This is a genomic window from Gaiella occulta, from assembly GCF_003351045.1.
GTDB classification, from domain to species: Bacteria; Actinomycetota; Thermoleophilia; order Gaiellales; family Gaiellaceae; genus Gaiella; species Gaiella occulta.
Map to the genome: position 1 here is coordinate 1 of NZ_QQZY01000010.1, position 26452 is coordinate 26452.

41 protein-coding genes and 1 tRNA gene are annotated in these 26452 nt (G+C 70.5%); 41 read left to right on the forward strand and 1 reads right to left on the reverse strand.

Features of this window, described 5'->3' with window-relative positions; translation table 11 throughout:
• The 7 genes from Gocc_RS14375 to Gocc_RS14405 form a co-directional block, all read left to right on the forward strand.
• A partial coding sequence (locus Gocc_RS14375) for an ATP-binding protein (RefSeq protein WP_181813723.1) occupies window positions 1–406 on the forward strand: 406 nt, incomplete at its 5' end.
• Between the two features lie 342 nt (window positions 407–748).
• Window positions 749–1063 (forward strand): hypothetical protein, encoded by a 315-nt coding sequence (locus tag Gocc_RS14380; protein WP_147281327.1) that lies wholly within the window; start codon window positions 749–751, stop codon window positions 1061–1063.
• 266 nt (window positions 1064–1329) lie between these two features.
• Window positions 1330–1839: a sigma-70 family RNA polymerase sigma factor gene (locus tag Gocc_RS14390; protein ID WP_181813724.1), complete on the forward strand. Its 510-nt coding sequence runs from the start codon at window positions 1330–1332 to the stop codon at window positions 1837–1839.
• Entirely contained in the window at window positions 1836–2090 is a 255-nt protein-coding gene (locus Gocc_RS14395) for a hypothetical protein (RefSeq protein ID WP_114797274.1), read from the forward strand. Before Gocc_RS14390 ends, Gocc_RS14395 begins: the two co-directional genes overlap by 4 nt.
• Complete coding sequence (locus tag Gocc_RS14400; protein WP_114797275.1) at window positions 2087–2866, forward strand: DNA cytosine methyltransferase; 780 nt, start codon at window positions 2087–2089, stop codon at window positions 2864–2866. The genes Gocc_RS14395 and Gocc_RS14400 overlap by 4 nt, the downstream gene beginning before the upstream one ends.
• The gene (locus tag Gocc_RS15810) at window positions 2863–3102 is read left to right on the forward strand and encodes a hypothetical protein (protein WP_147281328.1); all 240 of its coding nucleotides are present in this window, start codon (window positions 2863–2865) and stop codon (window positions 3100–3102) included. The genes Gocc_RS14400 and Gocc_RS15810 overlap by 4 nt, the downstream gene beginning before the upstream one ends.
• A 5-nt stretch (window positions 3103–3107) precedes the next feature.
• Window positions 3108–3512: a transglycosylase family protein gene (locus tag Gocc_RS14405; RefSeq protein WP_220150653.1), complete on the forward strand. Its 405-nt coding sequence runs from the start codon at window positions 3108–3110 to the stop codon at window positions 3510–3512.
• 43 nt (window positions 3513–3555) lie between these two features.
• Here the strand turns inward: Gocc_RS14405 and Gocc_RS14410 are convergent, their stop codons facing one another.
• Window positions 3556–3846 carry a hypothetical protein gene (locus Gocc_RS14410; RefSeq protein WP_147281329.1) on the reverse strand — a complete coding sequence of 97 codons (291 nt, stop codon included), beginning with the start codon at window positions 3844–3846 and terminating at the stop codon, window positions 3556–3558.
• A gap of 59 nt (window positions 3847–3905) precedes the next feature.
• On the opposite strand from Gocc_RS14410, the gene Gocc_RS14415 reads away from it, so the two are divergent.
• The 34 genes from Gocc_RS14415 to Gocc_RS14555 all read left to right on the forward strand — a co-directional run bounded on the left by Gocc_RS14415 (window position 3906) and on the right by Gocc_RS14555 (window position 26443).
• Window positions 3906–4226 (forward strand): hypothetical protein, encoded by a 321-nt coding sequence (locus tag Gocc_RS14415; RefSeq protein ID WP_114797278.1) that lies wholly within the window; start codon window positions 3906–3908, stop codon window positions 4224–4226.
• On the forward strand, window positions 4223–4345 hold the full coding sequence (locus tag Gocc_RS16985) for a hypothetical protein (protein ID WP_281268464.1): 123 nt from the start codon (window positions 4223–4225) through the stop codon (window positions 4343–4345). The genes Gocc_RS14415 and Gocc_RS16985 overlap by 4 nt, the downstream gene beginning before the upstream one ends.
• The gene (locus tag Gocc_RS15815; protein WP_147281330.1) at window positions 4345–4590 is read left to right on the forward strand and encodes a hypothetical protein; all 246 of its coding nucleotides are present in this window, start codon (window positions 4345–4347) and stop codon (window positions 4588–4590) included. The genes Gocc_RS16985 and Gocc_RS15815 overlap by 1 nt, the downstream gene beginning before the upstream one ends.
• Window positions 4590–4811 carry a helix-turn-helix domain-containing protein gene (locus Gocc_RS14420; protein WP_147281331.1) on the forward strand — a complete coding sequence of 74 codons (222 nt, stop codon included), beginning with the start codon at window positions 4590–4592 and terminating at the stop codon, window positions 4809–4811. The genes Gocc_RS15815 and Gocc_RS14420 overlap by 1 nt, the downstream gene beginning before the upstream one ends.
• Window positions 4808–5053, forward strand: a complete 246-nt coding sequence (locus tag Gocc_RS15820) for a sigma-70 RNA polymerase sigma factor region 4 domain-containing protein (protein WP_147281332.1) — start codon at window positions 4808–4810, stop codon at window positions 5051–5053. The genes Gocc_RS14420 and Gocc_RS15820 overlap by 4 nt, the downstream gene beginning before the upstream one ends.
• On the forward strand, window positions 5050–5967 hold the full coding sequence (locus Gocc_RS14425) for a hypothetical protein (protein ID WP_147281333.1): 918 nt from the start codon (window positions 5050–5052) through the stop codon (window positions 5965–5967). The genes Gocc_RS15820 and Gocc_RS14425 overlap by 4 nt, the downstream gene beginning before the upstream one ends.
• Window positions 5964–6323, forward strand: a complete 360-nt coding sequence (locus Gocc_RS14430) for a hypothetical protein (RefSeq protein WP_114797281.1) — start codon at window positions 5964–5966, stop codon at window positions 6321–6323. The genes Gocc_RS14425 and Gocc_RS14430 overlap by 4 nt, the downstream gene beginning before the upstream one ends.
• A 67-nt stretch (window positions 6324–6390) precedes the next feature.
• Entirely contained in the window at window positions 6391–6645 is a 255-nt protein-coding gene (locus Gocc_RS14435) for a hypothetical protein (protein ID WP_114797282.1), read from the forward strand.
• A 58-nt stretch (window positions 6646–6703) separates the two neighbouring features.
• Window positions 6704–7120, forward strand: a complete 417-nt coding sequence (locus Gocc_RS14440; protein WP_114797283.1) for a VRR-NUC domain-containing protein — start codon at window positions 6704–6706, stop codon at window positions 7118–7120.
• Window positions 7117–7530 (forward strand): hypothetical protein, encoded by a 414-nt coding sequence (locus Gocc_RS14445; protein WP_114797284.1) that lies wholly within the window; start codon window positions 7117–7119, stop codon window positions 7528–7530. Before Gocc_RS14440 ends, Gocc_RS14445 begins: the two co-directional genes overlap by 4 nt.
• A gap of 3 nt (window positions 7531–7533) precedes the next feature.
• On the forward strand, window positions 7534–8598 hold the full coding sequence (locus tag Gocc_RS15825) for a hypothetical protein (RefSeq protein WP_147281334.1): 1065 nt from the start codon (window positions 7534–7536) through the stop codon (window positions 8596–8598).
• Between the two features lie 34 nt (window positions 8599–8632).
• Complete coding sequence (locus Gocc_RS14455) at window positions 8633–9160, forward strand: hypothetical protein (RefSeq protein ID WP_114797286.1); 528 nt, start codon at window positions 8633–8635, stop codon at window positions 9158–9160.
• Entirely contained in the window at window positions 9157–9345 is a 189-nt protein-coding gene (locus tag Gocc_RS15830) for a hypothetical protein (RefSeq protein WP_147281335.1), read from the forward strand. The genes Gocc_RS14455 and Gocc_RS15830 overlap by 4 nt, the downstream gene beginning before the upstream one ends.
• Complete coding sequence (locus Gocc_RS14460) at window positions 9345–9590, forward strand: hypothetical protein (protein ID WP_114797287.1); 246 nt, start codon at window positions 9345–9347, stop codon at window positions 9588–9590. Before Gocc_RS15830 ends, Gocc_RS14460 begins: the two co-directional genes overlap by 1 nt.
• A 367-nt stretch (window positions 9591–9957) precedes the next feature.
• Complete coding sequence (locus Gocc_RS14465) at window positions 9958–10308, forward strand: hypothetical protein (protein WP_114797288.1); 351 nt, start codon at window positions 9958–9960, stop codon at window positions 10306–10308.
• Between the two features lies 1 nt (window position 10309).
• Complete coding sequence (locus Gocc_RS14470; protein ID WP_114797289.1) at window positions 10310–10618, forward strand: hypothetical protein; 309 nt, start codon at window positions 10310–10312, stop codon at window positions 10616–10618.
• Window positions 10618–10746: a hypothetical protein gene (locus Gocc_RS16990; RefSeq protein WP_281268465.1), complete on the forward strand. Its 129-nt coding sequence runs from the start codon at window positions 10618–10620 to the stop codon at window positions 10744–10746. Before Gocc_RS14470 ends, Gocc_RS16990 begins: the two co-directional genes overlap by 1 nt.
• A complete protein-coding gene (locus Gocc_RS14475; protein ID WP_114797290.1) occupies window positions 10743–12629 on the forward strand; it encodes a hypothetical protein in 1887 nt (628 codons plus the stop codon). The genes Gocc_RS16990 and Gocc_RS14475 overlap by 4 nt, the downstream gene beginning before the upstream one ends.
• Before the next feature lie 19 nt (window positions 12630–12648).
• A complete protein-coding gene (locus Gocc_RS14480) occupies window positions 12649–14103 on the forward strand; it encodes a phage portal protein family protein (RefSeq protein WP_114797291.1) in 1455 nt (484 codons plus the stop codon).
• 162 nt (window positions 14104–14265) lie between these two features.
• Window positions 14266–15633 (forward strand): structural protein, encoded by a 1368-nt coding sequence (locus tag Gocc_RS14485; protein ID WP_114797292.1) that lies wholly within the window; start codon window positions 14266–14268, stop codon window positions 15631–15633.
• The gene (locus Gocc_RS14490; protein WP_114797293.1) at window positions 15621–15818 is read left to right on the forward strand and encodes a hypothetical protein; all 198 of its coding nucleotides are present in this window, start codon (window positions 15621–15623) and stop codon (window positions 15816–15818) included. The genes Gocc_RS14485 and Gocc_RS14490 overlap by 13 nt, the downstream gene beginning before the upstream one ends.
• 20 nt (window positions 15819–15838) lie before the next feature.
• On the forward strand, window positions 15839–16330 hold the full coding sequence (locus Gocc_RS14495) for a phage virion morphogenesis protein (RefSeq protein ID WP_114797294.1): 492 nt from the start codon (window positions 15839–15841) through the stop codon (window positions 16328–16330).
• Window positions 16331–16336: 6 nt separating this feature from the next.
• Window positions 16337–16409, forward strand: a tRNA-Met gene (locus Gocc_RS14500).
• Between the two features lie 6 nt (window positions 16410–16415).
• Window positions 16416–16949, forward strand: coding sequence for a hypothetical protein (locus Gocc_RS14505; RefSeq protein ID WP_114797295.1), 534 nt, complete (start codon window positions 16416–16418; stop codon window positions 16947–16949).
• Window positions 16946–17263, forward strand: a complete 318-nt coding sequence (locus tag Gocc_RS14510; RefSeq protein WP_114797296.1) for a hypothetical protein — start codon at window positions 16946–16948, stop codon at window positions 17261–17263. Before Gocc_RS14505 ends, Gocc_RS14510 begins: the two co-directional genes overlap by 4 nt.
• Before the next feature lie 16 nt (window positions 17264–17279).
• Window positions 17280–18629, forward strand: coding sequence for a phage protease (locus tag Gocc_RS14515; RefSeq protein ID WP_114797297.1), 1350 nt, complete (start codon window positions 17280–17282; stop codon window positions 18627–18629).
• Window positions 18629–19039, forward strand: a complete 411-nt coding sequence (locus Gocc_RS14520) for a capsid cement protein (RefSeq protein ID WP_114797298.1) — start codon at window positions 18629–18631, stop codon at window positions 19037–19039. Before Gocc_RS14515 ends, Gocc_RS14520 begins: the two co-directional genes overlap by 1 nt.
• 3 nt (window positions 19040–19042) lie before the next feature.
• Window positions 19043–19975 (forward strand): phage major capsid protein, encoded by a 933-nt coding sequence (locus Gocc_RS14525; RefSeq protein WP_114797299.1) that lies wholly within the window; start codon window positions 19043–19045, stop codon window positions 19973–19975.
• Window positions 19975–20292 (forward strand): hypothetical protein, encoded by a 318-nt coding sequence (locus tag Gocc_RS14530; protein WP_114797300.1) that lies wholly within the window; start codon window positions 19975–19977, stop codon window positions 20290–20292. The genes Gocc_RS14525 and Gocc_RS14530 overlap by 1 nt, the downstream gene beginning before the upstream one ends.
• A 15-nt stretch (window positions 20293–20307) precedes the next feature.
• A complete protein-coding gene (locus Gocc_RS14535; protein WP_147281336.1) occupies window positions 20308–20847 on the forward strand; it encodes a hypothetical protein in 540 nt (179 codons plus the stop codon).
• A 23-nt stretch (window positions 20848–20870) separates the two neighbouring features.
• Window positions 20871–21212 (forward strand): hypothetical protein, encoded by a 342-nt coding sequence (locus Gocc_RS14540; protein WP_114797302.1) that lies wholly within the window; start codon window positions 20871–20873, stop codon window positions 21210–21212.
• The gene (locus Gocc_RS14545) at window positions 21212–22447 is read left to right on the forward strand and encodes a hypothetical protein (protein ID WP_114797303.1); all 1236 of its coding nucleotides are present in this window, start codon (window positions 21212–21214) and stop codon (window positions 22445–22447) included. Before Gocc_RS14540 ends, Gocc_RS14545 begins: the two co-directional genes overlap by 1 nt.
• Window positions 22444–22989, forward strand: a complete 546-nt coding sequence (locus Gocc_RS14550) for a hypothetical protein (protein ID WP_114797304.1) — start codon at window positions 22444–22446, stop codon at window positions 22987–22989. The genes Gocc_RS14545 and Gocc_RS14550 overlap by 4 nt, the downstream gene beginning before the upstream one ends.
• Window positions 22990–23218: 229 nt before the next feature.
• Complete coding sequence (locus Gocc_RS14555; RefSeq protein ID WP_147281337.1) at window positions 23219–26443, forward strand: tape measure protein; 3225 nt, start codon at window positions 23219–23221, stop codon at window positions 26441–26443.
• Window positions 26444–26452 lie beyond the last annotated feature (9 nt).

Consider the following 26452-nt stretch of genomic DNA (forward strand, 5'->3'; position numbering starts at 1 on the left):
GCAGACGGTCGAGGCGGGCTACCGCGTCTACTACACCTCCGCCGCCGACCTCGCCGCCCGCTGCCACCGGGCCGCGCTCGAGGGCCGCTGGGCAACCGCCATGCGCTTCTACTGCGGCCCCGCGCTGCTCGTGATCGACGAGCTCGGGTACCTCCCGCTGCAGGCCGAAGGAGCCGCCGCCCTCTTCGAGGTCGTCCAGCGCCGCTACCTGAAGGGCTCCATCGTCCTCACCACCAACCGCGGCATCCCGAGCTGGGGCGAGATCTTCGACGACCCGATGATCGCCGCCGCCATGCTCGACCGGCTGCTGCACCGCTCGGTCGTCCTCCAGATCGAGGGCGAGAGCTACCGCATGCGCGCCCACCGCGCCAGATCGGAGGCGCTGCGGGCGGCCTCGCGGCGCTGAGCGGCGCCCAGAGCCGCGCCGAGGGCGGCGCGATCGACCCGCCCGAGGTCGCGAGAGGCCGCCGAGGGGCCGCAAGGGCGCGATCGCGGGCGCCGGTGCCGAAATCGAGGCGCTGAGAGGCGATCTGCGGCCCTGCGAGCGCTCGCCGCGACCGATCGGTCGGCCTCTTTCGAGGTCGAAGCCGACTGACGCGTCCGCGAGGGCGGGCCCTGCGGGCCCGCCCGGCGGGTCTCGCTCGCTTCATCGAGGAGCAGCGAGCCCCGCCGGGTTCAGCTACGATCGCCCCCGGTCGACCCGCCGCTCACCTGGGGAATTTCGGTGATCGGGTCCGGGGAGATTCGCGTGATCGCCCTCAGCTGGCGGCGAACAACGAACTTCGATGCTCTCGTGCGGGGCGGGATGCTCAAAGTGGACGGAGTCGGCTACCGACCGACTCGGGCTTACCTGGCCGACTCGCAGGGGCCGGCGGCCGGGTTCGAGCGCATCTGGGGTATCCCGGTCACTCGCGAGAACAGCGACGCCTGCGAACAGCTTCTCGTCCGCTGGACGCAGGAATGGAAGACGGTCGCCTCCCGCGTGGGGATTGACTGGCGCGGGACGCCCTACGACAGCGCGGACTTCGAGAACGCTCTCTGCATCTTCCAGGAGCGCAGATGATCCCTCGTTGGCTGGAACAGCGACGGGAGGAACAAATCGTTCCTCCCGAAGCCGACCAGTGAAACGGCTCTACTGAGCCGATTGATGGAGGCGGCGGGAATCGAACCCGCGAAAGATTCCCCTAGCACCTGTGAGCGCGGTCTTCCCCCGCTTGTAACTCGTCGCGGCGACCGAGACCTGCGTCTCCTCGCCGGCCTCGTCCTCTCCGTCGTGCTCGTGCTGGCGGCGTTCGCGCTCGCCGTCTACTGGATGGCGCGGGGGACCGAGTGACCGCCGTCTCCTTGTGGCACGAGCACCGCGGGCTCGCGCTCGCCGCCGCCCGCTCCTACCGGCTGCCCGGAGCCGACCGCGACGACGTCCAGCAGGAGGCCCTCATCGGCCTGTGGTTCGCCTGCCGCTCCTACCGGGCCGAGCAGGGGCCGTTCCCGCCGTTCGCCCGCCTGGTCGTCGAGCGCCATCTCGCGGACTGCCTGCGCGGCGCGACGCGCGGCAAGCACACCGTGCTCACCGACTCCGTGCGCGTCATCCGCCGCGACGACCGAGACGTCGACGCCGCGGCAACGATCGCGAGCGCCCACCAGGTCGCCGACGTGGCCGAGCAGCGCGACCGGCTGCGCAGGCTGATGCGGGCGATCGACTCCGACCTGTCCGCGCTCGAGCGCCGCTGCGTCGTCAGCGCCACCTGCGGCCTGTCGTACGAGGAGATGGCGCTGCCGTGGAAGGTCGTCGACAACTCCCTTTTCCGGGCGCGCCGCAAGCTGAGACGGGCAGCGTGAGAGTCCCGACCGCACGCCAGTTCGGCTTCCTGCTGAAGCTCGGCTCCGGCGCGGCGGGCTTGTCGTGGCCGATGGGGCCGACCGAGCAGCTGCTCCGCCACGGGTGGGTGACAGCGGAGAAGTTCGACGGACGCTACTACCAGCTGGTGCGGATCACGCCGGACGGGCTGCGCGCGTTGGCGGCGGCCGTCGAACGGTACGGGCTGCCAGCACTCTTGGGCGAGGACGCCGGCAGCAAGGGGGCGGCGTGAATGTCGGCTCCCTGTTCGCCGGCATCGGCGGCCTCGACCTCGCCGTCGGAGGCACGCCCGAATGGTTCTGCGAGGCCGACCAGCACTGCCGCGCCGTCCTCGAGCGGCACTGGCCCGGAGTCCCGATCCTGCCCGACGTGCGCGACCTCGACGGCGGAACACCCCGCGTCGACGTGCTGTGCGGCGGGTATCCGTGCCAGCCGTTCTCCGTTGCTGGACGGCGGCGCGGAGAAGACGATGACAGGCATCTGTGGCCCGAGTTCGCGCGACTCATTCGCCTTCTACGACCCCGAGTCGTCGTCGCTGAGAACGTCGCAGGTCACCTTCGACTCGGGTTCGACGCCGTGCTCTCCGACCTTGCCCGAGTGGGGATGCATGTGCGGTGGGGAGTTGTTCGAGCTTCCGACGCCGGAGCTCCTCACCGAAGGGCGCGGCTGTTCTTCGTTGCTGCCGACGCCGACCGCGATGGACTCCAGGTCGTCTGGCGGCAGCAACCCGTCGAACGTGACCCTGACGGACGCGGTCGAGAGGACGTCGCTTGGGGCGCGTACGAACCAGCGATCCGGCGGTGGGAACGTTCGCTCCGACGGCCAGCACCCCGGCCAACTGACGATCGAGGACGACTGATGCCCGAGTTCGTCGAATGGATGATGGGGCTGCCCGCAGGCTGGACGGCGGGCCCGGCCCGGACGCACCGGCTCAGGATGTTGGGCAACGCCGTCGTGCCGCAGCAGGCTGCGCTCGCGCTTCGGCTGCTCACGGGGGAGGCGGCGTGACCGCCCGCGCCGGCGACCTCATCTACCGGATGCACCCGTCGAGGGCGGTCACGTTCGCGTCGCCGCTGCCGCTCGCGCACGTGTGCGACCCCTCCGTCCAGCCTCACTTCTGGGGCGCCTACCGCCGCGACCATCTCGACCCATGCGCCACCGGCCTCTGCCGCTACTGCCGCAGGCCGCTGCCCAACCCCGAGCCCGTTGCCGGGGAAAGCAACCGACTGGAGAAGGTGACCTGAGACGCATGCTGACCATACTCGCGATCACCACCCTGTTTGCCATTCTTGCGATTGTTCCGCGCGCGCTTGCGCAAGCAGCCCATACCTACCGGCCGACGCCGATGCCGAAGCAGTGGCAGCCGCCCGGCGCATGGCTCCGGCAGGCCATGTGCATTCACCGGCACGAGAGCGTCGACTGGCATCGCGCCGGACGAGACTGGCAGGGACGCCCGTCCCCCTACTTCGGCGGAATGCAGTTCCTGGTGTCAACATGGAGGCGTGCCGGCGGCTCGGGTCTGCCGTCGGATGCGTCGCCGCGCGAGCAGCTGTACCGCGCCTACCGCATCTGGGACATGGGGGCTGGCAGGATGGGCGACGGTCTCGGCTCGTGGCGCGAGTGGGGGACTGCGGGAGCGTGCGGGTTGCGATGACGACCTGCGTCGACCGCATTGCGAAGGCCTCCGAGTGACCAGGCTACCCGTTACCGCTGGCGTGATAGAGGTCTGCCTCGAGCTTGGATCGGAGATCGAATCCGACTTCTCCCAGGCCATCCCTGCTGCGTTCAACCAGCACGCAATCGAGGGCGTCGTAGAGCGGGCGCTTCTGTTCGGGCGAGAATGTCACCCTCCCGGTCTCAGCACCCCTCTCGAAGGCTTCGATTGTGCCTGCGGCGAGATCGCATTCGCTGATCAGCGCGACGATCTTTCCGATCTCCTCTGTGTCGCAGACGAGCTTCTGGTTGCCGCTGGCGAAAATGATCGTCACGGTTCGAGCCGACATAGCGCCTCCTCGTTGGGCAACGATCATACAGCCGGGGGGGTCGTGTGACAGCGATCGGCGCCCAGGAGCTCGGCTGCTCCCACGACTGCGCCTGGCCCGGGTGCCCGGGCGAGGCCAGGGTGCGGGGCGGCTACTGCGACCGCGGCCACACCGGCACGCCGCCCGTCCTCGAGCCTGCGCCGGGAGAGCTCGCCCATCTGCTCGACGGCGACGATCCGGGCAGAGCGCAGGCGCGGACGTGCAGAGCGGCGGGATGCGAGTCGCCCCGGCTGCCCGCCGCCGGCGGCAAGTACGCGGGCCTGTGCGCCCACCACACGGAGATCGCGCGGGAGGCGAACCGGCGGCGAGGCAGGTGGGAGCCGTGACCAGCCTAGATCGCGAGATCATCGCCGCGACCCTAAACCTGCTCCCGTTCGTCACCTGGGACCGGTTCGTCGAGGTCTTCGGCGAGGCCATCCGCAACAGCACCCGGGCGGCCGCCTGATGCCGTCGTCGGGCGCCCGCTCCGGCACCACCCCATCCCGCGCCGCACGCGGCGCCGGCACCGGCACCGTCGGCCCGCTCCCGCTCGCCTGCGGGCACGCCACCCACACCCCCGAACCCGTCGTCGTGTTCCCCGGCGGCAGGAAGCTCTACCAGTGCCCCGGCGGGTGCGGGCTTGTCAGCACACGCAGAAAGCGTGGAGGCGACACCGAGCAGGGTTACAACCACGTGCGGGAGGTGCTGTGATGCCGCCGCTGCTGCGCACCCTCCGTGAGATCCGGATGGGGTCCCGGACGACGCTTCGGCAGCTGCAAGACCGCACCGGCATCAACAAGGGGACGCTGTCGCAGATCGAGCGCGGCCGCATGGTGGCGTCGCCGGCGGAGCTCGCGGCGATCGCCGACGCGCTCGGGCTGGATCGGCTGGAGAACCGGACTGTCCCTTGCTTCGAGGCCGACGCGGGATGAGCGTCCGTCCCGCATGCGGTCTGCACGCGCGCGCGTGGGAGCTGCTGCCGCCCCTGACAGCCCTCGATCTGCCCGACCGTCAGCGGGAAGCCTGGTTTGACCATCGGGTGCTCGGGATGACGCAGGACGAGATCGCTGGCCGGGATGGTGTGACGCGCCAGGCGGTGTCGCAGTGGGTGATCCAGGTGGACGGCAGGCTGGCGGCGCTGCTCGGACTGCACGAGATGCGGCGGGCCGCGTGAGAGTCGAGGTCGGCGCTCCCGTGGTCGTCGTCGCCGGCGTCGACGCGCTCTGGCACATCCCCACCGCATCCGACGGCGCCACCGCCCTCTGCGGGCTCGCCGGCGACGAGTTCGTCTTCGCGGGCGTGATCCGGCGCAGGCGACTGTGCGGCGTCTGCCGCGCCCGCCACTCCGGCGACCACTACATCGCCGAGGTAGGCCCGCTGCCCGCGAGGCACGGCCGCCGCGGCGGCAGGCCGAAGGGTGTCTACGCGAAGGTCACGGAACCGCAGCTGCGGGCCCTACACCACCTGTACGTGACCGAGGTCGTGTCGGTGCGGGAGCTCGGCCGCCGCTACTGGCAGCGGCTCGGGTATGCGAGCGCGGCGGCGGCGGCGACGTCGCTTGACGGCCTGTTCCGCGATCGCGGGCTGCCGCTGAGGTCGCGGAGCGAGGCCCTCGCCATCCGGAACACGAAGCACGGACGCCGCCGGCGCGCGCTCGGCGAGACAGGCGAGGCGGTAGCCGCCTACCGGCGCTGGCTGAAGGAGACCGAGGGTCGCTACCGGCCGGCGTGCAAGGGCGTCAGCACGCAAGCTCCCCGGAAGGGGTCGCCCTGCCAGAAGCCGGCGATGGCCGGCTCCGACTACTGCTTCAACCACGACCCGGCATTGGCCGAGCGGCGCGCCGAGATCACGCGGAGTACGCGCGCGCGGATACCACGCCGGCGGACGGTCGCCTGGGCGACGGTGCTCGAGCAACTGTCGCCTTGGCTTGGCCGGCAGGACCACCCGGCGTCGCGGCTGGCGGAAGCGACGGGCGTACCCGGAGGAACGTGCTCGCGGCTCCTCAGGCACGGGCCTGGCACGATCACCGCTGATCTCGCCGGCCGACTCCTTGTCGTCGTCGACGTCGAGCTCGAGGAGGCGGCGTGAACGAGCCGACGGACCTCCTCGGCGAGCCGCTCGTCCTACCGGCCGTCAAGCTCACGCCCAGGCAGCGGGTCGCGCTCGAGCACATCAGACGCCGGCAGCCCGTGACGAATGACGAGCTGGGGGCGGCCCTGCACTCCTTCCGCCGCGGCCAAGGCGGCCGCGGCCACGATCGAGATCTTCGCTGCGAATGGTGCCGCACCGAGGGAGCTCAGATGGGGCGGCGGCTGCGGGCACTCGCCCTGGTGCAGTGGAAGCGGAACGCCGGCTGGACGCTCGTCGGCTACCAGGCCCCCGCAAGCCGATCCGAGCGCAGGCTGCCAGACACCGACGACCACGGCTTCCCGATCGGGTTCTGATGGACGCTCACGTAAAGCAGCGGCCCGACCCCATCGCCGACCTCGCCTACGTGAACAGGGACGCCTGATGGCGCTCGTGCGCGTCGACCAGCTTCGGCCCGGCGACACCATCACCCTTCCACGGGGTAGCCGAGTCGTCATCGACCGCATCGACACCTTCGACGGACAACTCGTCGTGCGCTGGTGGCGCCGTCAGGCCCGCTACCACGACGGATGGCACACAGGCGACGGCCGCGTCCTCGGCAGCATCGTCCCCCTCCCGGCGGAAGCGATCGTCGAGCGGACCGCCGTCAACCTCGACCCCGAGCCGGTGCTCGCATGAAGCACCTGCGGATAGGGCGGCTCCACCTCTTCGCCACGACCGACTGGGAGGACGGGGAGTGAAGACAGCCGCCGCGATCGCGCTCGACGACATCCTCGAAAAGGACTGGCAGCGCCAGGTCATCGACCTCGCGAACACATTCGGCTGGCAGCGGCCCATGCACATCTACGACAGCCGCCGCTCCGAACCAGGCTGGCCAGACCTCGCCCTCGTCCGCGACCGTCTCGTCCTCCTCGAGCTGAAACGAGAGAACGGCAGGCTCACAGCCGATCAGAAGCGCTGGATCAGAGCGCTCCTGGAAGCCCACGTCGAGGTCTACGTCGTCAGACCACGCCACTACCAGGAGCTCGCGCGCGTCCTCCAAGCTCGCGGCCACGTCGACGGCTGGACCGCCGCCCAATACGCAGCCCGCACACACCTACTCCACGAGCTCGACCACGACCTCGTACCCAACGCAAGGAGGCACACAGCATGACCGCAACAGACACCGCCGCCGGACTCGTCATGCCCGACGGCACCACAGTGCCGCTCGAATCCGACGAGGCGACACAGCACATCCACGACGTCATGGCACGCGCTCACGGCGTCGACCCCGACACCGGAGAGCTGTTCGACACGAAGCCCTACGACCGGCCCGTCCCCAAGCTCGACGGCCGCCGCGCCAACGTGCTCAAGCTCGCGTTCGGCGGCCAGGTCGCGATCAGCATGGTCGACGAAGAGCAGCTCGACCACTACGCGAGCCTCCGCTTCGGCGACGAAGTCGAGCTGCGCGTCACCGCCACCGTCGGCAAGCACGGATGGGCGCTCCGCATCGGCCCCGACGGCGACGAGAAAGTCACGCACACGGTCGGCCTACACGTCCACAGCTACCGGATCGCCGGCTGAGAGATGGCCCGAGCCTTCGCCAAGGTCAAGGGCAGCGTCTGGGGCGACCACGACTGGAAGCTCCTCGGGCCAGAAGAACAATGGGCCTACGTGCTCCTGCTCTCACAACCCCAGATCAACAACTGCGGCGTGCTGCCCTACGTCGTCACACGCTGGGCCCGCCTCGCCGCCGGCCTCACCATCGGCCGCGTCAACGACCTCATGCGCAGACTCGACCGCGCCGGGTTCGTCATCCTCGACCAGGAGACCGCCGAGGTGCTCGTCCGAACGTTCATCAAACACGACGAGGTCGAGAAGCAGCCGAACCTCCTCAAGGCCGCCAAACGCCAATACCTCGAGATCCAGTCGCCCCGCATCCGCGCCACCCTCGCCGCCGAATACCCCCACATCTTCGACCCCATCCCCGGCGACGACGCCGCCCTCACCGAAGGACTACCCGAACCCCTTTTCGAAGGGGTTCCCGAAGGGGTTCCCGAAGGGGTTCCGAAACCCCTTCCGAAAGGGGTAGAAAACGGCTTATCAAAGCCGATCGCGGAAGGGGTTCCCGAAGGGGTTCCGAATCCTCGCGCGCGCGCGCGAAAACCACCTTCACCTTCACTGCAGACTGCAACCAGCAGCCAGCAGCCCGCGCCCAACAACAGCGCGGACGCTGCTGCTGCCCGACTCCGAACAGCCGGCTGGAACGACAGCCAGATCGCCGAAGCCACCACAGGCCGAGGACTCGACATCGCCACACAGCTCCTCGAACAACTCGAAGCAGACCCCACCTGCCGCAAACCCGGCGCCCTCGCCTGGACGAAATACCAGGCCGGCGAGCTCCCGAACAGCCCCCGCACCGAACTCGCAGCCGGAGCCGTCGGCACACGATCCACCAGCCCCAACCACCCCCACGCCTGCCCCCACTGCGGCGTCACGACCAAGACCGCCGCCAGACTCGACGACCACATCGCCAACGTCCACACAGACGAGCCGCGCGTCGCCCCCAACACCACCGTCACCACCGAGATCGCCCGCCTCACCGGCAGGCCAGCAGGCGAACCCACCCTCACACCCAGAACGCCAGCTTGATTCCGAAAAAAAAACCTCTACCCTGACCGCCCGTATGACCACGACACCGCCGCAACGCACACGCGTCGACTGGGGCCGCGCCAAGGCCCGCTACGTCACCCTCGGCCCCGACGAGCGGTCTTACGCACGGATTTCGCGCGAGTTCGCCGTCTCAGAGGTCACCGTCCGCAAGTGGGCCAAGCGCGACGGCTGGCTCGAGGCTGCCGCCGACGCTGACAACAGGGCGGCGTCGGAGGCGCTGCGGGCGGCGGTGCGTTCGCTGGCCGACCGGAACACCCGGACGGTCCTCGCGACCGACCGTCTCCGCGACATCGTGCTCGACCCGGCGACGGAGATCGACCCGAACGTGGCGGTGCGGGCGCTGCCGCGGTACGCGCACCTCGAGCAGCTGATCGAGGGGCAGGCGACCAACCGGGTGGAGATCACGGATGTGCAGGCGATCGTGTCGGCCGTGTTCGTGGTCGCCGGCCGATTCGTGCCTTCCGATCGGCGGGACGACTTCATGCGTGCCCTCGACGACGCGCTCGGCGGCCTCGTCGCTGTCGATCAGGGGGCCGCGTGAACGCTCGGGCGGGATTGCGGCTGGGGGCCGGCGAGTACGGGCGGCTGCTCGGCCTCGACATCGACCAGGTGGTCGCGCGCCTCGACGGCCGCTCGGGTCTCGGGGCGGCGGAGGAAGCACCGTCAGGTGCCGCCGCCCCAGCAACTGACACCCCGGTGTACGTGAGCGAGAAGGAGCGCCGCTGATGCTCGGCCGCGGCGCCCACATCAGCGTTGTCGCCGCGGTCGCCGGCACGATCCCGCCGCTCCTGAGCCTCGCCGGCGATCAGATGACCGTCCAGCAGCTCGAGACGCAGCTCGCGCAGCCCGCCGCCGTCATCCGGGCCGCCCTCCGCGTCCTCGCCAGGCAGGGCTACGTCGACTGGCCGGGCGAGCACGACCGAGTGCTCCTGACCGGCAAGAGCCGCGACCTCCTCGACACATGGATCTAGCCGATGCACGCGATCGCGAACACCCACACGAGACGGATGCTCGCCGTCGTCTGGGACCTCGAACACCAGGGCGAGACCGTCCGCAACGTCGAGGGCCTCTGCCGCAAGACGCTCAACCGGAACCCTCGCGCCGCGCAGATCGAGGCATGCGACTACGACGACGCACTCGCGTACCTGCTCGGAGCCGTCGTCGAGCTGCTGCCCCACTACAGGCCGCGGGATTCCGGCAGCCGGCTCGGCGCCTACCTCGCCTGGAAGCTCGGGTTCCTGCTCAGCGACTACCTCGACAAACGGGACGGGAGACACGGTGAGAAGCGAGTCGTCGACACCAGGTACGCCGACGCCGCCGCGCGAGACCACGGTCTCGATGACCAGGATCCTGGCCTACATCGACCCGACCAGGCTGCCGGCGGAGGTGACGGAGATCCTCGAACAGATCGGGCCCTACCTCGCGGCTGGGCTGAGCTCGAGGGAGATCGGGCAGCGCTTCGGCCGATCGGACGACTGGGCGTCGACCCGGATCGCGAAGGTGCGGCGAGCGCTACTGGACGAGGCGGTCAGGTCCGGTCGGGAGATGGAAGCAGGGCTGCTCGAGCGGATCGAGGAGCTGCGTGGCGAGATTGCCCGGGGTGCGGCTGGCGCCACTACCCGGAAGCGCCAAACGGCACCCCCGGATGGCACTACCCCGACCGATGCACCTGCTGCGGAGGGCAGCTGACATGACCCCGAACGCGTTCCCCCGGCTGGCGCTCGTCGCCGCCTGCACCTGCTACGTCGTCGCGATCGCCGCCGTCTGGATCTACCTCGGCTGGGCCGCCGGCCTCGCGGCCGCGACCGCAGGACCGCTACTCGCGGCCGTCCTCACCGTCGAGGCCGCCGAGAAGACCACGCCGGCGGATCCGCGGGCGCTCGGTGTCGCCGACGTGAACGAGCTCGCAGACGAGCTCGACAGGCGAAAGCGGGCCGGCGAGGTGCCCGTCGCCCGCCGTGCCGGCAGACTGCTCGCCGGCACCGGAGACGACAGCTGATGGGCAAACTGCCCGGCCTCCACCAGCGGCACCTCGACATCGCCCGGTTGCGCAACGCGGCCCAGCGGCGCGACCGGTCCGCCCGGCGTGCCGCCGCGAAGGCCCGGCAGGGCAAGCACCACCGGTGACCAACCCGCTCGCCGGCGTCCTCGACGCCGCCCGCCGCGGCCTCGAGCTGCAGTGGGCGGCCGACGAGCGGCGCGACGTCGAGCTCACCCAGGCCGAACGCTACGCGCGTGACCCGATCGGCTGGCTCAACTCCGGCCACGTGTGGATCGCCTCCAAGTTCGGCGAAGGACGGGCGGCGAAGCTCCGGCCGATCCGGCTGCGCCTGTTCCCGGACCAGGAGCTGACGATCCGCTCGTGGATCGACGTCGACCATCTGCAGACGACCGGCGAGCTCGCGTTCGCGAACGTCGCGATCGAGAAGTCCCGGCAGATCGGCGAGACGTGGGCGTTCGCGGCCGCGATCGCGTGGGCCGTGCACTACCACCAGGTGACGCTCCTCGCGATGCACGTCGACGGCGGCGAGATCGACGACGGCGGCTCCCGCAACACCGTCAAGAGCCTGTTCGGCAAGGTGCGCTACATCGACCAGCGCCTCGACCGCGGCAAGCTGCCCGGTCTCGGCGACCTCGTGTTCCGGCCGTTCTCGAGAGAGCCCGCCAAGATCGAGAACCCCCGCAACGGCGCCGTCGTCTACGGCGAAGGCCAGACCGACAACCCGGGCCGCGGCAACACCGTCGACGGAGCCCTCGTCGACGAGGCCGCGTTCGTGCAGCACGGCGAGAAGGTGTACGCGGCCCTCGACGAGGCCTGCCCGTCCGGGAAGGCGCTGCTGTCGACCGTCAACGGCGACGACAACTTCCACGCCCGCATCTGCGACGAGAAGCCGCAAGGGTGGACGTACCTGCGGCTGCACTGGTCGGAGCACCCCGTCTACCGGGAGGGACTCCACGTCGCCGGTGTCGCGGCCGCCGACCAGCCGACCGTCGAGATGGCCGCCGCCGCCGCCGGCTGCGACCTGTGCGCCGGCACCCGGGCGGGCGTCAGCTGGAACCCGCGGGAGCCCAGGGCGCACCGCTACCCCGGCCGGCTGACGTCCCCCCACTACGACAGCCGCGTGATCGGGAAGACCGACGAGCAGGTCGCGAACGAGCTCGACATCGACCGGGAGCGGGCGCTCGGCGGCCGCGTCTACAGCGAGTTCCAGACCGACGTGCACGTCGTCGACGGCGGCATCGATATCGAGTTGGACGCGGCCACTGGGAAGCTGGTCGTGCCGCTCGAGCTCGCCTGGGACTTCGGCCTCGACGCCACCTCGATCCCTGTCGTGCAGAACGCCCCCGAGGAGGTGCGTGTCGTCGGGATCCTCGAGATGGGCGACCTGTTCGGCAGCAGCGCCACCCCCGAGGCCGTCGCCCAGCAGCTGCGCCTCTACCTGCAGGAGCTCGGACTGCCCGAGATTGAGACGACACCGGCGTTCAGCCGCCACATCCGCTGCGTCGGCGACCCCGCCGGCCAGGCCCGCTCCCTCGAGACCGGCAAGCCGTTCGTCAACCAGTACCGGCGGCAGGGGTTCTCGATCGGACGGCCGCCGTCACGCCTCACAAGCAGGGTCGACTTCTCGATCATCAGCGTCAAGCGGCTGCTCGCCGGCAGCCCCAAGCCGCTGCGGGTGTGCGGCGTGAAGGCCGCCGACTTCGCCGCCCACATGCGCAACAACGTGTGGCCGACCGACGCGCTCGGCCGCCGCCGCCAGGGCGCCACCACCCCTGAGGACAACATCCACAACCACGCCTGCCGGGCGTTCGCCTATTGGGCGGTCGCGACGTTCCCTCCGGCCGGCGAGATCGCCGACGAGCAGGCCGCCGCGATCGTGGCGGACGACAACGCCGACCCGCCAGACGAGCACCCGCTCACACGCCGCCGCCGTCTCGCCCGCGGCCACGTCCGCCACGACGACGACCTCGGCCTGCCCGCTGACCTCGACTACGAACAGGCGCTCTAGCAGGCGGCGATAGTAGACCGTGCGTCTCACCCTTTTCGACCGCTCCTACGCCTCCGTGCCGACCGGCGATCTCACCGGGCCCGACCGGGGCGAGGCGGGCGCCGACGGCGAGCAGTGGCTGCGCGACATGCTGCAGGGCGGCCCCGACGTCAACCCCGAGCTGTCGGGCCGCCAGAAGTTCTTCGTCTACGACGAGATGCGCAAGACGTCGGCGTCGGTGAAGAGCCTGCTGATGTTCTACAAGCTGACCGTCCGGTCGGCCTCATGGTCGATCGACCCGCACGACACCGATCCCGTGTCGAAGGTGATCCGCGACATGGTTGCGTGGAACCTCGGCCTCGACGGCGAGGACGGCCAGCTCGACCTGTCGTGGGGCAAGAGCCTCGAGCAGGGGCTGCAGATGCTCGAGTTCGGCTGCATGTTCGAGGAGCTCGTGTGGGGCGATGTGCGCCGCTGGCGGGACGCCGACGGCGACGAGCACCTTGTGCGGCCGCTCGCCCGCCTGGCCCCACGGCTGCCGGCGTCCGTGCAGAAGGTCGAGTATGGGTCTGACGGCCGCATCTCCCGCCTCACTCAGGGGATCGCGAACACACGGCCGATCCCGGGCGACAAGCTGTCCTACCTCGTGTTCGAGCCCGCCCCCGGAACGTGGGACGGCGTGTCGCTGCTGCGGCCCGCCTGGGGCGCCTGGAAGCTGCAGAAGCTCCTGATGATCTCGACGGGGATCGGCTGGGACCGCTACTCGGCCGGCACCCCGGTCGTATGGCACCCCGACACCCCCGAAGGGGCGGAGCGCGCCCGGACGATCGGCCGCAACGTCCGTACCCACCAGCGCGCGTACGTGCATCTGCCCGTCCCGCAGGGAGGCACGAAGGCCGACTCCGAATGGGCGATCGACATCCTGAACGCCGCCCAGTCGCTCGCGGAGCCGTCGACGCTGCTGCGCTGGTGCTCCGAGCAGATCGCCGAGGCGGGCCTGCAGCACTTCGCCCGCCAGGGCCTTGGCCAGACAGGCGCGCGCGCGTCGGCCGAGACGCAGGCCGACCCGTTCTATTTGGCCGCACAGGTGCTCGCCGAAGACCTCGCGCTCGAGCGCAAGCGCCAGGTCGTCAGGCAGCTCGTCGAGGTCAACTTCGGCCGGGAGGCGGCCGACTACCGGATGCCGAGGCTGACGGTGTCGAAGCTGCGGGCCCGCAACATCGACGTGATCGCCCGCGCGATCTCGCTGCTCGAGCCGGCAGGCTTCACGTTCACGGACCGCGAGGCGCAGGACGACGTCCGCGACCTCCTCGGCCTCACGAATCTCCCCAACGACCTTGAGCAGCACGGCATCCCGCGCGACCGGCTGCTCGCAGCCCTGTCCGCCGCCGGACTCGACCAGGCGCAGCTCGCCGCCGTCGTCAACAGCCTGCCCTCCGACGTCGGTGTGGCCCGCAACACCGTGCCGAAGGAGGGCGCGGGGCTCGCAGCCTGATCCCGTGCGAGCGAGGCGCCACAGCGGCTGGAAGCACCACGTGAACGTGCGCCGGACGCGGCGCCGGTGGAAGCTCCGCAGACGAGCGTGGGGCGCCGCGCGCCGCCTGTGGGTCGCTCGGCAGCGTGAGCGCGACACCAGAGTCGACCTGGACGACTGGGCATGACCGTCGCGGTCGAGCTGCTCGTCGGCCGCGAGCTCACCGAGTCTGAGCGGGCGATCGACGTCGTCCGGCTCGACCGTGCGCTCGCCGCCGCGAAGGACGACCTCAACGCTGCCATCCACGACGAGATGCTCCGCGCCGTCCTCGTGTGGGTCGCGACCGGTTCGCCGCCGCGGCTGGGTGTCAGCCAGGCGATGCGCGACGTGCTCGACCGTCTGCACGATCTCGGCCGCGAGGAGGGCTGGCTTGAGCTCGAGCGGCTCGGATACGACCTGACGGGCCGCCGCCACTACGTGGAGGAGGGGCCGTCCGACCGGGACGTGCCCGGCTACCTGACGCGGAACCTGCGGGGCGTGGAGGTGCGGATCGAGGACGAGCTCGTGCGCGCCGACCTCGCCGGCGCTTCACAGCAGGCCGTCGCCCGCGCGGTGATGGAGATCCCCGGCGCCCGCGACATCGCCTCCAGGGCTATCTCGACGGCCCTGATCAACGGGTTCGCGCAGACGTTCGAGCAGAACGCCGACCTCGTGTCCGGATGGGCGTACACGGCGGTACTCGACGCTGGCACCTGCGAGGTGTGCCGGCCGCTCGACGGCACCGTCTACGACACCCTCGACGAGCTGTTCCGGGTGCTGCCGAACTTCGGGCCCAACCCGCGCTGCTACGGCGGCGGCCGCTGCCGCTGCCGCGCCGTCCCGCTGCCAGCCGGCCACGCGCAGGACCAGCGGCGCCCCTACTCCGCCCAGTTCGAGCTGCCGGCCGACTACTCGTACACGCGAGGCGAGGTGCAGGACGCGATCGCGGCCGCCGGCAGCCTCCACGATCTGCCCACCGGCGCCGCCGCCGCGAAGGTGATCGTCGACCACGCACTGCCGGCCGACAACCCCGGCTTCTACGACGCCCAGACACTGGAGATCCACATCGCCGCGGCCGCCGACACGCCCGCCATGACGTTCCTGCACGAGGCGGGCCACTACATCAGCCACCAGGCGCTCGGCCAGCCGGGCGAGCTGAGCGCGCTCACTGAGGAGCTCGAGCCGTGGCGGCAGGCGGTCGGCGAGACCGAATCGATCCGGCTGCTGCTGGCTCTCCTCGACCTCGACGAGATCCCGGCGGTCACCGGGTCGGGCGAGCGTGTGAGGGTGCCGGTCGACCACGACTTCCTGCTCTACCTCCTCCACCCCGAGGAGGTGTGGGCGCGCTCCTACGCCCAGTGGGTCGCGACCCGCAGCGGCAACCAGACGCTGCTGCGCCAGCTTCACCTTGACCGCCGCGGCCTCTACCCTATGCAGTGGGAAGACGACGACTTCGAGCCGGTCGCCCGCGCGATCGACAGGATCATGGAGCAGCTCGGATGGACGATCTGACAGGCACGCCACGCACGGTCTCCTCGGGTGAGGAGCTCGTCGACGTGCTGCAGGCCTCCTACGGGCTCACGCGCGAGCAGGCCGAGCGGCAGGCCCGCCTCGTCGAGGGCAAGTGGGCGAACGACCTGCACGGCGCCCGGCCGCACGTCGACCCGGAGGACTGGCTGCCGAAGCCGGCCGCCTGACGTCCGCGCGATAGTAGCCGGTGCCTGACGACTGGTCGATCCGGGTCGACGACGCCGACGCCCGCCGCCAACTGCGGCTGATCGAGGTCGCGCTCTCCGACCTGCGGCCGTTCTGGCCCGCCGTCACCCGCCTGTTCCGCGGTTGGATGCGCCGCCAGTTCAACACCGAAGGCGAGTTCGCCGGCCAGCGCTGGCAGCCGCTCTCCCCCGTGTACGCGCTCCAGAAGGCACGCCGCTACCCCGGACGCGGCATCCTGCACGCATCCGGCCAGCTGCGCCGCGCCGCCGACGCGCCACTACGCACCGTGTCGCCGCACGCGCTCACGCTCACCATCGACGACGCCGGCAAGGAGCACGGGCCGGTGCTCCAATACCACCAGGCCGGCGACGGTGTGCCGAGACGGCCGCTCGTGTTCGGCGACCCTCTGCCGCCGCTCGCGGCGATCGAACTCGAACAGGCCGCCGCCGACTACGTCGCCGAGCTCTTCCGCCGGTCGCGGCCGGCCCGATAGTAGAGGTGCGCCGTAGAGCAGCTGGTAGCTCGCCGGGCCCATAACCCGGAGGACGCAGGTTCGAATCCTGCCGGCGCCATTCCTGATGGCCGGTGAGATCGCCTTCGTCGCCCCACTGCTGCGCGCCGCCATCGCGACGTTGAAAGCCGGGCTGCCAGCCAGGATCGCGGCGTTCAACGCACAGACCGAGAACACCGTCGCGCTCGCCGCCCCAGACGTCAGCGCCTACCACTTCGGCGGCAACGACGTCCTCTCCGCCGCCGGCTTCCCGCAGATCGAGGTGGCCGCCCCCCAGGGATCGTTCGGCGCCTGGACGATCGGCCGCACAGAGGTCGATCACGACCCAGTCGTGAACGTCGTCGTGTGGCAGGAGGCGCTCCACGGGCAGATCCCGCCCGCTTACGAGGCGGCGCTCGGCTACGTCCGCTGTGTGATCGAAGCGCTGCGAAGCCCGGGTGCGTTCGGCGGCCAGGTCGAGATCGCCCAGGACAACGGGGTGTTCTGGCGCATCGACGTGCTGCCCGACGACATGACATCCGACGGACGCGAGTTCAGAAAGTGGCGTGTGCCGGCGCTCATCACGTTCCGCCTCGAGACGGTCGAGAAGTTCGGCTCGTGATCGGTTGTCGTCTGCCTGTCGTCGACGGCCAGACGACCTGGCCGACGGAGCCGGGCGACTACTGCGGCCCGGTTCGCGGCTACACCGGGGACAAGCAGTCGATCTTCTTCCTGAAGCCGCACGCCCGCGACCCAGGTACGCCCCCACACGGCCGCGGCGTCCAGCACGTCGCCTGCCCTCCCCATACATACGTCGAGGAGAGCGATGGCTCCCTCTCGATCTTCCCGTCGATCGGCGACACGAGGGGCGACGGCAGCGAGGGCTCGGACGGCTGGCACGGGTTCCTCGAGCGCGGCGTGTGGCGCCAGGTCTGACCGCCGATAGTAGGCCGTGAGCCTCGAAACCCGCGACCTGATCGGCGTCGAGATCCTCGCCGTCGGCGGGCCCGTGCACGGCAAGGGCTCTGCGCCCGAGGGCGACTACTGGACAGAAGCCGACCTGCGCGCGATGGCGCAGGCCGACAGCGAACTCGGCGACGAGCTCAAGCCGCCCAACAAGCTCGGCCACTCTCCCTCCCAGACGCTCCTCGAGAACAGCCTGCCGGCCCCCACCGACGGCGAGATGCCGGCCGCCGGCTGGGTCGAGAACGTGCGCGTCAACGATGACGGCTCGAAGCTGCTCGCAGACATCATGGCGGTGCCCGCCACGGTCGCCGACCTGATCGAGGCGGGCGCCTGGCGCACCCGGTCGGTCGAGCTGTCCCGCGTCACCTCGCAGGCGACCGGCAAGGTGTATGACTGGGTCGTTACCGGGCTCGCGTGGCTGGGCGGCAAGATGCCGGCCGTCCGCACCCTCGACGACGTCGTCAAGCTGTACGCGCAGGAGGGCCTCGACGACCCGCAAGCCTCCGCGGTGCTGCTGTACGCCGTCGGCGACGTCATCTGGTCGCCCACCGACGGCTACCAGGCTCTCCGCGGCGCCGTCTCCGACGCCCTCAACGGCCCCTCCGACGTGATGGACCCCCGCTTCTGGGTGTGCGACGTCACCGACGGCAAGGCGCTCGTCGAGGACTGGCAGTCCGACCACGCCTGGGTCGTGCCGTTCACGGGCAGCGCCTCCGACGGCGTCACCGTCGCCGAGCGCGGCGCCTGGATCCCTGCGGCCGCGGCGTGGCTCGAGGCGCCGCGCGCCTACGAGCGGGCGGTCGCGCTGCGGTCGACCGGAGTTCCCGACCCTGATCCCGATAGTAGGCCCGTGCCAGCCAAGTTCAGCGACGAGCAGCGCCGCACCTTCGCCGAGGCGACCGGCCTCGAGGCCGACAAGGTGAACGACGAGATGCTCGAGAAGGCCGGTGTTCCCGCCGAGGCTGGGGAGCCCAAGCCGGATCCCGCCCGCGAGAACCAGGACGCGGACATGCGCCGCGAGCTCGCCGAGCTCCGCTCAGAGGTGGACGACACCAAGCGCGAGCTGCACGAGGAGCGCCGCAACGCGTTCGTCGAGGACGCGATTCGCGCCGGCAAGGTGAAGCCTGGCGCCCGCGAGAAGCTCGAGAAGCTCTACGACCGCGACGCCGACGCGGCCCGCGAGTTCGTAGCCGAGCTCGACGCCAACGAGGACCTCGCCCGCGAGTACGGCGCAGACGGCCAGGGCGACGGCGACGACGAGCAGGACGAGATCTCGAAGGCATACGAGGCCGACATGGCCGCCCGCCACGGCGTCAAGCCCGAGGAGCTGATCTGATGGCCGTTTCCGATGGCGTCAACCCGCTCTACACGCCCGGCGCGAAGGTCACCATGAAGGTGTCGGCCGCCGTCACGGCAGGCCAGCTCGTCGAGGTGTCCGGCTCCGGCACGATCGGCCCGGCCGCCGCCAACTCGCGGAAGGTCGTCGGGGTCGCGCTCCAGACCGGATCGGCCGCCAACGACCTGATCGCCGTGCAGCTGCTCGGCTACATCTTCAAGCTCAAGGCCGCCGGGGCGATCACCGCCGGTGACGAGGTGTCCGCCGGCGCCGCAGGCACGGTCGCGACGCAGGCCGCAGCAGCAGGCGCCACCGCCGCCGACATCAACAATGCTCGCTCCGTCATCGGGGTCGCGCTCGAGAACATCGCAGACACCGTCACAGGACCGATCCTCGTGGGGAGGGCGTAACCGATGCCGTACGCAGGTGCCTCGCCCACGCTGACCGTCCAGGCGCTGCTGCAGCAGCCGGCACTCCTGTCACGCGAGCTGGTCAATCTGATCTACAAGCGGCTCGTCGCCGACCGCCTCTTCCAGCGCGGCACGTCCGACCAGGTCGCCGGCGGCTCGATGCGCTACCAGGAGTTCGAGTCGATCTTCGTCGACGACGACCCCGTCGAGGTCGCCGAGGGCGCCGACTTCCCGCTCACCGACTGGTCGGAGACCGTGAAGACCGAGCCGGTGCGCCAGTACGGCTACGCCTTCCGCGCCACGAACCTCGCGATCCGCCGCAACCAGCGCGACGTCATCAACCGCGGCATGACGAAGCTCGCGAACCGCCTCGTCCGCTTCATCGACTCGAAGGCGATGGCGAAGCTCGAGGGCGCGGCCGGCATCCAGACGCTCGCCGCGTCCGCGCTCTGGACGACGGTCGGCACGAGCGTGCTCGGCGACGTCGCCGCCGCCCAGGAGAAGCTCGAGACGAAGGACAACGGCTACGCCGGCTTCACCGGCGCGACGCTCGTGCTGCACACCAACCTGCGCGACAGTCTCCTCCTCAACACCGAGCTCAAGAATGTGCTGCCGCGCGAGGGCAGCGTCAACCAGGTGCTCGACGGCAAGCCGTTCCCGTTCGCGGGCCTCAAGGAGATCATCTTCACGCCGCAGATCACGTCGACCGTCGCGCTGCTGCTCGACACGTCGATCGCTGGCACGATCGCTGACGAGGCAGCCGACCCGGCCGAAGGGTGGGTCGCCTACGACCCGGGCCCCGGGTTCGCGCCCGTCTACGTCAAGGTCGAGCCGGACGGCAAGCCCGCGGTGCACAAGCGTGTCTCCGCCGGCCGCTGGCCCGCGATCGCGGTCGTGGAGCCGCCCGCAATCGTCAAGATCACCGGCGTCGCCTGATGCGCGCCGTCGTCAGCGGCGTCGACACCTACCGCTGGGTCGCGGACGGCGAGATCCGCTCCGCCGACCGCGGCGACGAGATCGACGTGTCGGCCGACGAGTTCGACCGTGTCGAGGGTGCGCTCTCCAAGCCCGGCAGCCGCGACGCGCAGGAGCCAGACGGCGCCAAGCAGCCGCCCGGCTGGCCGAGCACGCACAACGATCTGCAAGCGCTCGCCGACAGCCTCTCGTTCGAGTGGCCCGAGACGAAGATGACCGTCGCGGCCAAGATCGCGGCGCTCGAAGCAGCCGGCCACACTCCGCCCGCAGCCGAGTAACCCCCGGGGGCTAGCGTGGCTACCGCCTACGCCAGCTTCGCGGACGTGAAAGCACGGGCCGGCCGCTGGCAAGCAGTCCTCACCGTCGTAGGAGCTCACCCGGACCAGGCAGACGTCGAAGCAATCCTCGTCGACTGCTCCTCCGAGGTGGACGTCGCGATCCGCGCGCGCGGCTACAACCCCGCTGTCCTCGACGCGGGCGTCAAGGCCGCGCTGAAGGACGTCGTCGCCTACGGGGCGCTCGCGCGGGCGCTCGCGTCGGTGCCGGACTCGCCGAAGGAGCTCGCCACGCTGCAGGCGTACGCGCAGGCCGTGTGGGCCGGCGCGATGGGAGACGCGACCGCGAAGACCGACGCCGGCGTCCGAGGGTCGATCGGCACCGGCTCGCTCCCGGCGATCGCCGCGCTCGAGGCGGGCGTGCAGGGTGGCGGCACGACCGCCGGCATCTTCCAGGATGACGAGCCCGACTACGGGTCAGACGCCCAGATCCGGGCGGAGGCGGAGAGACTGACGGCCGACCTGGCGCCGGTGTTCGCGAAGGGGCAGGTGCTGTGAGCGGCCGAGGCCGATAGTAGGCCGTGGCCAGCAAGGTGTCTGCTCTTCTGCTCGACGCGTCCGTTGCCGCGGGCGTCGAGGCCGTGACGTTCGCTGGGTTCCCGGGCAGGTTCGTTCCCGGCGAACCGGTCGAGGTGAAGCGCCTCGCCGCTGCTGCCGGCGTCGACGCGGAGGCTCTCCTGGCGTTGATCGAGGAGCTCGAGCTTCCGGTCGACGTCGTGCAGGTGAAGGCTGGGTCGGGGCCGCTCCCTGTCGCGGACAACCACATGGGTGGCGGCGAGACGTTCGAGCTGCCGCCGGCTGAGGAAGGCGACGCGCCTGCCGACGACGAGGCCGCAGTGGCTGAGGAAGGCGCAGGCTCCTAGTGCCAACGACCGTCGACTGCGTCCAGATTGTGTCGGAGGAGACCCCTCGTCCTGAGGGCGCGGCCACGACGGCGCCATACCGGCTGTCGTCCGGCAACGTGCTGTGGCTGCCGGGCCAGACCGTGAAGCTGCGGCCGAACCCGCAGTTCCTGTCGCGCGACGACGAGCTGCGCGGCATCGAAGGCGCTGTCCCACAGCTTCTCGACCACTACGAGCCCGACCTGACGCTGAAGGTGCGCGCCTACCCCGACCTCCTCGTGTGGCTCCTCCAGGTGGTCGGCCTGACCGGCACCTACACCGCCGGCGGCGCCACCACAACCGACGCGAACAAGACGACCGCGACCGGCGTCAACGCCCTCAACTCCGCCGTCGTGAACGTCGCGTCGACCGCTGACTTCCCCGCCTCGGGCACGTTCATCATGGGCGGCGTCGCCACCGCGTACACGGGGAAGACGGCGACGTCGTTCACGGGCTGCGGCGCCCACGCCGCGACCGTCGGCGGCGAGGCCATCAACGGCAACGCGCCCACCGGCACGAACAAGTGGGTGTTCGGCAAGCGCGGCGGCATCACCGCGAAGACCTTCCAGGCGCTGCTCGCCTTCGTCGACGAGGGCGTGTTCCTGAAGGGGCAAGGCTGCGGCCTCACCCAGCTCGGCATGGACGCAGAAGGGAACATCGACGCCTCCGGCCAGGCGCTTGTCGCCGCCCGCGTCGCTGACCCGAACCTGGCGCCGGCGTTCACGACGCAGGCGGTGCCGCACTTCCGCCGCGGCGACCTGTCGCTCTCCTGGCTGACCGGGTCCGGCACGACCGAGAACTTCTCCTTCCTGATCGCGAACCAGCTCACACCGAGGCGCACGCTGTCGCTCGCGACGCCCTCCTACTTCCCTGACGTGATGGAGCACGGCGACGACAAGGTCAAGCTGACAGGCGCGATCCCGAAGACGGTCCTCGACCCCGACGACTACGACGCCCTCGTCGCCGCGTCAACCTGGTCGGCGCGGGCGCGCTGGCAGTCGCCGAAGATGATCGGCGCCACCTCCTACCCGTACACGATGTGGATCGAGATGCCCGCCTGCCAGTACACGGACGGCGAGCCCGACGACCTCGCGAACAAGCGGCGGTTCGGCCAGACGCTGAACTACTGGGCGGCGTGGGACGAGGCGGCCGGCTACGACTTCCGGATCACGCTCGTCAACGGGCTCACCTCCGCGCAGTGGGAGACGCTCGTATGAGTGAGCTCGACCTCGACACGATCGCCCCCGACGACCGCAAGCTCATGATCACGCACGCCGGCCGGCGGTTCGAGCTGCCGATTCGCGGGTCGATGCCGATCCCACAGATGATCCGGCTGCTGCGCCTCGAGACGCGCCTCAACTTGGCTTTCGCCGGCGACAGCGACGAGGCTCTCGCCGACGTGTTCCAGCACGTCTACGACGAGATCATGAGCGTCGTGCGCGAGCGCACCCCGGACTGCCCCGACCTCGAGATCGACGAGCAGCAGGCGCTCGCGATCCTCGCGTTCGTCGCCGGCGACGACACGGTCGCGCAGGCCGTCACGGACGCGATCGCCGCCCCCGATCTTCCCGCGGGCGAACGGGTCGCGCGTGACGCGGGGGAGGTGGCAGCCGACGGGGCGACCCCTTTCGCGTCGAGGACGGTCTCGCCCACACCCTCGTCTGGCTCGGACGCGTCAACCGGTGGGGGCCCGAGTGGTGGCGGGACGTCTCCTGGGGTGCCTTCCGACTTCACCTTCGAGACGCTTACGCCCGTCTAGCCGAGTCCGAGTTTCCCAGTGGCGATCCGTCCGGCGACCGCAGATCGAGCGGGCCGACCTACGGGCCGCCCACCATGCAGGAGCTCCAGCAGATCCCGTGGCTGGGCGACGGCCCCGACCCGCTTGAGGAGCTCTTCCGTGCGTCCTGAGCGGCCTGATGGCATCGGTGTAGCATCGGCCGGCCGCCGCAGCGAAGAGGGCGGTTATAACGCCGCACGGGCGAAGTCCTGTGGCTAGAGTCGGGATCACGTTCGACGGGGTGTCGCGTGGCGCGGTGCGCGCCGCCCGAGAGACCTCGGCCGGCATCGACCACGTCGGGAACGCCGCCCGCCGCAACGAAGGGAAGGTCGCGGCGTTCGGTGCTGGTGTGCGCCGGTCGATGCTGGGGGCGGCGGCCGCGATCGGGAGGGCCGGCGTCGTGGGCGGCGGTGTCGCGGCGGGAGGCCTCATCGGCTCGATCGTGTGGGCGGGCTTCAAGTTCGACGACCTGAAGCAGAAGTCGACGATCGCGTTCACGACGATGCTCGGCAGCGCGGCGAAGGCGAAGTCGTTCCTCGCCCAGCTGACGGGGTTCGCGAACCAGACGCCGTTCGAGCTGCCCGGGCTGATCAAGAGCTCGCAGCAGCTGCTCGCGTTCGGCTTCCAGGCCAAGCAGGTGGTCCCGACGTTGACAGCCGTCGGGAACGCGGTCGCGGGCATGGGCGGCGACCCGCAGGCGATGGACCAGACGATCCGCGCTATCGGCCAGATCCAGGCGAAGGGCAGGCTGATGGCCGAAGAGATGATGCAGCTGAACGAGGCCGGCACGTTCTCGTGGCGGGCGTTGGCGGAGGCGATCGGCACGTCGGTGCCGAAGGCGATGGCGTTGGTGCAGAAGGGCGCCGTCGGCTCGGACGCGTTCCTGGCCGCGTTCGCGGAGAACTCGAACAAACGGTTCGCCGGGATGATGGATAAGCAGTCGCGCACGTTCAGCGGCCTGCTCTCCACGCTGAAGGACAAGTTCTCGCAGACGTCGGGCACGGTGATGCAGCCGTTCTTCGACTTGGCGGTGCGCGGCATGGAACGGCTCGTCGCGATCACAGGGACGCCGGAGTTCACGGCGGGAGTGCAGCGGCTCGCGAAATGGCTCGAGGAGCACGTCGTGCCCGCCCTGAAGAACATGGTCTCGTGGGTGGTCGGCAACCGTGACCGGATCGTCGGGTTCTTCCGTGACGCGGCCCGCTTCGCGTTCGAGCTGGGCAAGGCGGTCGGCGACATCGTGTCGGGGCTGTCGAAGCTGTCGGGGGCGCTCGGCGGCTGGCAGAACACGGCCGAGCTCGCGTTCGGCGCCATCATGCTCGGCAAGGTGGCGAAGCTGCGCGTCGCCCTCGGCGGAGGCCCGGGCGGGCTCCTCGGAACACTCGCCATGCTGACTCGCACGCCCTGGACGATCCCGATCGGCCTGTCGATCTTCAACCTGTCTGACAAGGGGAAGCGGTCGCGTATCGTCAGCGACGCCAAGCAGGGACTGCTCGGGTCCGCGCTGCTGGAGACGCTCTTCGGCACAGACTTCGGTGCCGGCAATCTCTTCGGCGGCCGCACGCAGGAGCAGTCCACCTCCCCGGGCGGAGCCGCCGGAGGCGCCGTCGGTCTGAACCCGATCGCGGGCCTTCCGGTCGGGAAGCAGGGCGCTCCCGCGTTCCCGCTTCCGGGGAGTCTCGCAGGCTCAAGCATCATCGGCCGGCCCGGCGTGGGCACCCACAACGCACCGGACTGGCAGTCGCGCAACGCGACCGACATCGCCGCCGCCGCGAACACACCTGTGTTCAGCCCCGTCGACGGGCTCGTCCTCAATGTGCATGGCACAGACGGGATCCGCCGCTCGGGCAACAGAATCATCTTCGGATTCCAGATCACGATCCAGGGCCCCGGCGTAAAGGTGTTCATCACTCACGTGAAGGAGGTGCGCGTCCGGCCCGGCCAGGTCGTGAAGAAGGGCCAGATGATCGCACGCATCTACGACGCCGGCGCCGGCTCGCACCTCCACTTCGCGATCGACCAGGGCGACCCGAGCGTCTTCCTCGGCGACGCAGCTTCCAGGGTCACACGCAGCACCGACACGCCCTACGACTTCGGCGACGCCAAGGGCCTCGTCGGCGACGGCGCGAGCGCGGGCCCGAAGAAGACGCCCGCTGATCCTGCCGAGCGGGCGCGCGCGAGGTTCGGTCTCGGCGCGATCTCGAAAGCGCTCGGCCAGGTCGCAGACCAGAAGACGCGGGCGCAGCTCGCGAAGCGCGTCCGGCTGATCACCGGCGACCTCGTGTCGGCGGACACTGATCAGGAGATGAGTGCGATCACGAGCCGCGTGCAGAAGCTGAAGGATCGCCTCGCCGACGTCCTCGGCTCCCAGTCCGACCGGCAGAAGAAGGCCGCCGAGAAACTGCGAGATCGGATGCGGGAGGCGGCCAGGCGAGCGGTGGAGGCTGCTGCGGAGGAGGTGCGCCGCCGCCGCGACGTGTTCGCGCGCGCGTTCGAGACGGTCGCGGCGAAGGCGGCAGCGGTGTTCGACGCGAAGACGAAGCAGATGCTCGCCGGAGCCCGCGTGTCGCTGTTCGGTGTGCAGTTCGGGTCGGGCGACGAGACACCGGCGGAACGGGCTTTGCGGGAGTTCCGCGAGCAGCGCGACGCCGCCGCCGCCGCGGCGAAACGGGCCGATCTCGAGACGAGGGCGGCGGCCGGTGACCCTGACGCGGTCGCCGAGCTCGCCCAGCTCGCCCTCGACGAGAAGGAGAAGGCGCTCGAGAAGGAGGCGGCCGCGCAGCGGCAGGCCGCTGACGACGCGTTGGACGGCGAGCGCGCCCGCATCCAGGACGAGCGGGACGCTCTGCGCGACCGGTTCGTGGCGCGCCTGGACGAGATCAAGCGCGGCTTTGCTGACGAGACACTGACGGCCGCGGAGGCGCAGGAGCAGATGCTCGAGCTGCTCCGCTCCTATGACGTCGACTTCGCGGCCGCGGGCGCGCTCGTCGGAGCAGCGTTCGCGGACGGGTTCCGGCAGTCGCTCGGAGAAGCTGGGATCGCGGCGGCTGATGTCGCGTCGGCCGCCAACAATCTGCGTGGGGCGCGCGCCGGGCTGCCAACGTCGGGGAACCTGTTCGGCACCTTGGATCCGGCGATCGCGACCGCGATCCGCACGGGATCACGCGGCTACGGCTTCGCGCAGGGCGGCAGGGTGCCGGGCGTGTACGTGGGTCGCGACTCGGTGCCCGCACTGCTTTCCCCCGGGGAGACGGTGATCGACCGGTCTCTCACGCGGGCGCTTGAGCAGATGGTGTCGTCGGTCGGCTGGGGCGGCGTCAGCATCGTCGTGTCGGGTAACACGCTGCTCGGCGACGACATGTCGATCGCGCGGGAGCTCGCCCGCCGCGTCGAGCCTGAGCTGCGGCGGCTGATCAGCTACCGGGCGGAGCGCTGACGAACTGAG

What these genes read in the sequence shown, in the direction of transcription:
- Gocc_RS15815 (WP_147281330.1), top strand. Translation starts at nt 4,345, where the DNA reads ATGCCGTCGTCGGGCGCCCGCTCCGGCACCACCCCATCCCGCGCCGCA.
- Gocc_RS14470 (WP_114797289.1), top strand. Translation starts at nt 10,310, where the DNA reads ATGACCCCGAACGCGTTCCCCCGGCTGGCGCTCGTCGCCGCCTGCACC.
- Gocc_RS16990 (WP_281268465.1), top strand. Translation starts at nt 10,618, where the DNA reads ATGGGCAAACTGCCCGGCCTCCACCAGCGGCACCTCGACATCGCCCGG.
- Gocc_RS14465 (WP_114797288.1), top strand. Translation starts at nt 9,958, where the DNA reads ATGACCAGGATCCTGGCCTACATCGACCCGACCAGGCTGCCGGCGGAG.
- Gocc_RS14420 (WP_147281331.1), top strand. Translation starts at nt 4,590, where the DNA reads ATGCCGCCGCTGCTGCGCACCCTCCGTGAGATCCGGATGGGGTCCCGG.
- Gocc_RS14505 (WP_114797295.1), top strand. Translation starts at nt 16,416, where the DNA reads ATGGCCGGTGAGATCGCCTTCGTCGCCCCACTGCTGCGCGCCGCCATC.
- Gocc_RS14405 (WP_220150653.1), top strand. Translation starts at nt 3,108, where the DNA reads ATGCTGACCATACTCGCGATCACCACCCTGTTTGCCATTCTTGCGATT.
- Gocc_RS15820 (WP_147281332.1), top strand. Translation starts at nt 4,808, where the DNA reads ATGAGCGTCCGTCCCGCATGCGGTCTGCACGCGCGCGCGTGGGAGCTG.
- Gocc_RS14455 (WP_114797286.1), top strand. Translation starts at nt 8,633, where the DNA reads ATGACCACGACACCGCCGCAACGCACACGCGTCGACTGGGGCCGCGCC.
- Gocc_RS14485 (WP_114797292.1), top strand. Translation starts at nt 14,266, where the DNA reads ATGACCGTCGCGGTCGAGCTGCTCGTCGGCCGCGAGCTCACCGAGTCT.
- Gocc_RS14460 (WP_114797287.1), top strand. Translation starts at nt 9,345, where the DNA reads ATGCTCGGCCGCGGCGCCCACATCAGCGTTGTCGCCGCGGTCGCCGGC.
- Gocc_RS14525 (WP_114797299.1), top strand. Translation starts at nt 19,043, where the DNA reads ATGCCGTACGCAGGTGCCTCGCCCACGCTGACCGTCCAGGCGCTGCTG.
- Gocc_RS14550 (WP_114797304.1), top strand. Translation starts at nt 22,444, where the DNA reads ATGAGTGAGCTCGACCTCGACACGATCGCCCCCGACGACCGCAAGCTC.
- Gocc_RS14520 (WP_114797298.1), top strand. Translation starts at nt 18,629, where the DNA reads ATGGCCGTTTCCGATGGCGTCAACCCGCTCTACACGCCCGGCGCGAAG.
- Gocc_RS14445 (WP_114797284.1), top strand. Translation starts at nt 7,117, where the DNA reads ATGACCGCAACAGACACCGCCGCCGGACTCGTCATGCCCGACGGCACC.
- Gocc_RS14490 (WP_114797293.1), top strand. Translation starts at nt 15,621, where the DNA reads ATGGACGATCTGACAGGCACGCCACGCACGGTCTCCTCGGGTGAGGAG.
- Gocc_RS15825 (WP_147281334.1), top strand. Translation starts at nt 7,534, where the DNA reads ATGGCCCGAGCCTTCGCCAAGGTCAAGGGCAGCGTCTGGGGCGACCAC.
- Gocc_RS14530 (WP_114797300.1), top strand. Translation starts at nt 19,975, where the DNA reads ATGCGCGCCGTCGTCAGCGGCGTCGACACCTACCGCTGGGTCGCGGAC.
- Gocc_RS14435 (WP_114797282.1), top strand. Translation starts at nt 6,391, where the DNA reads ATGGCGCTCGTGCGCGTCGACCAGCTTCGGCCCGGCGACACCATCACC.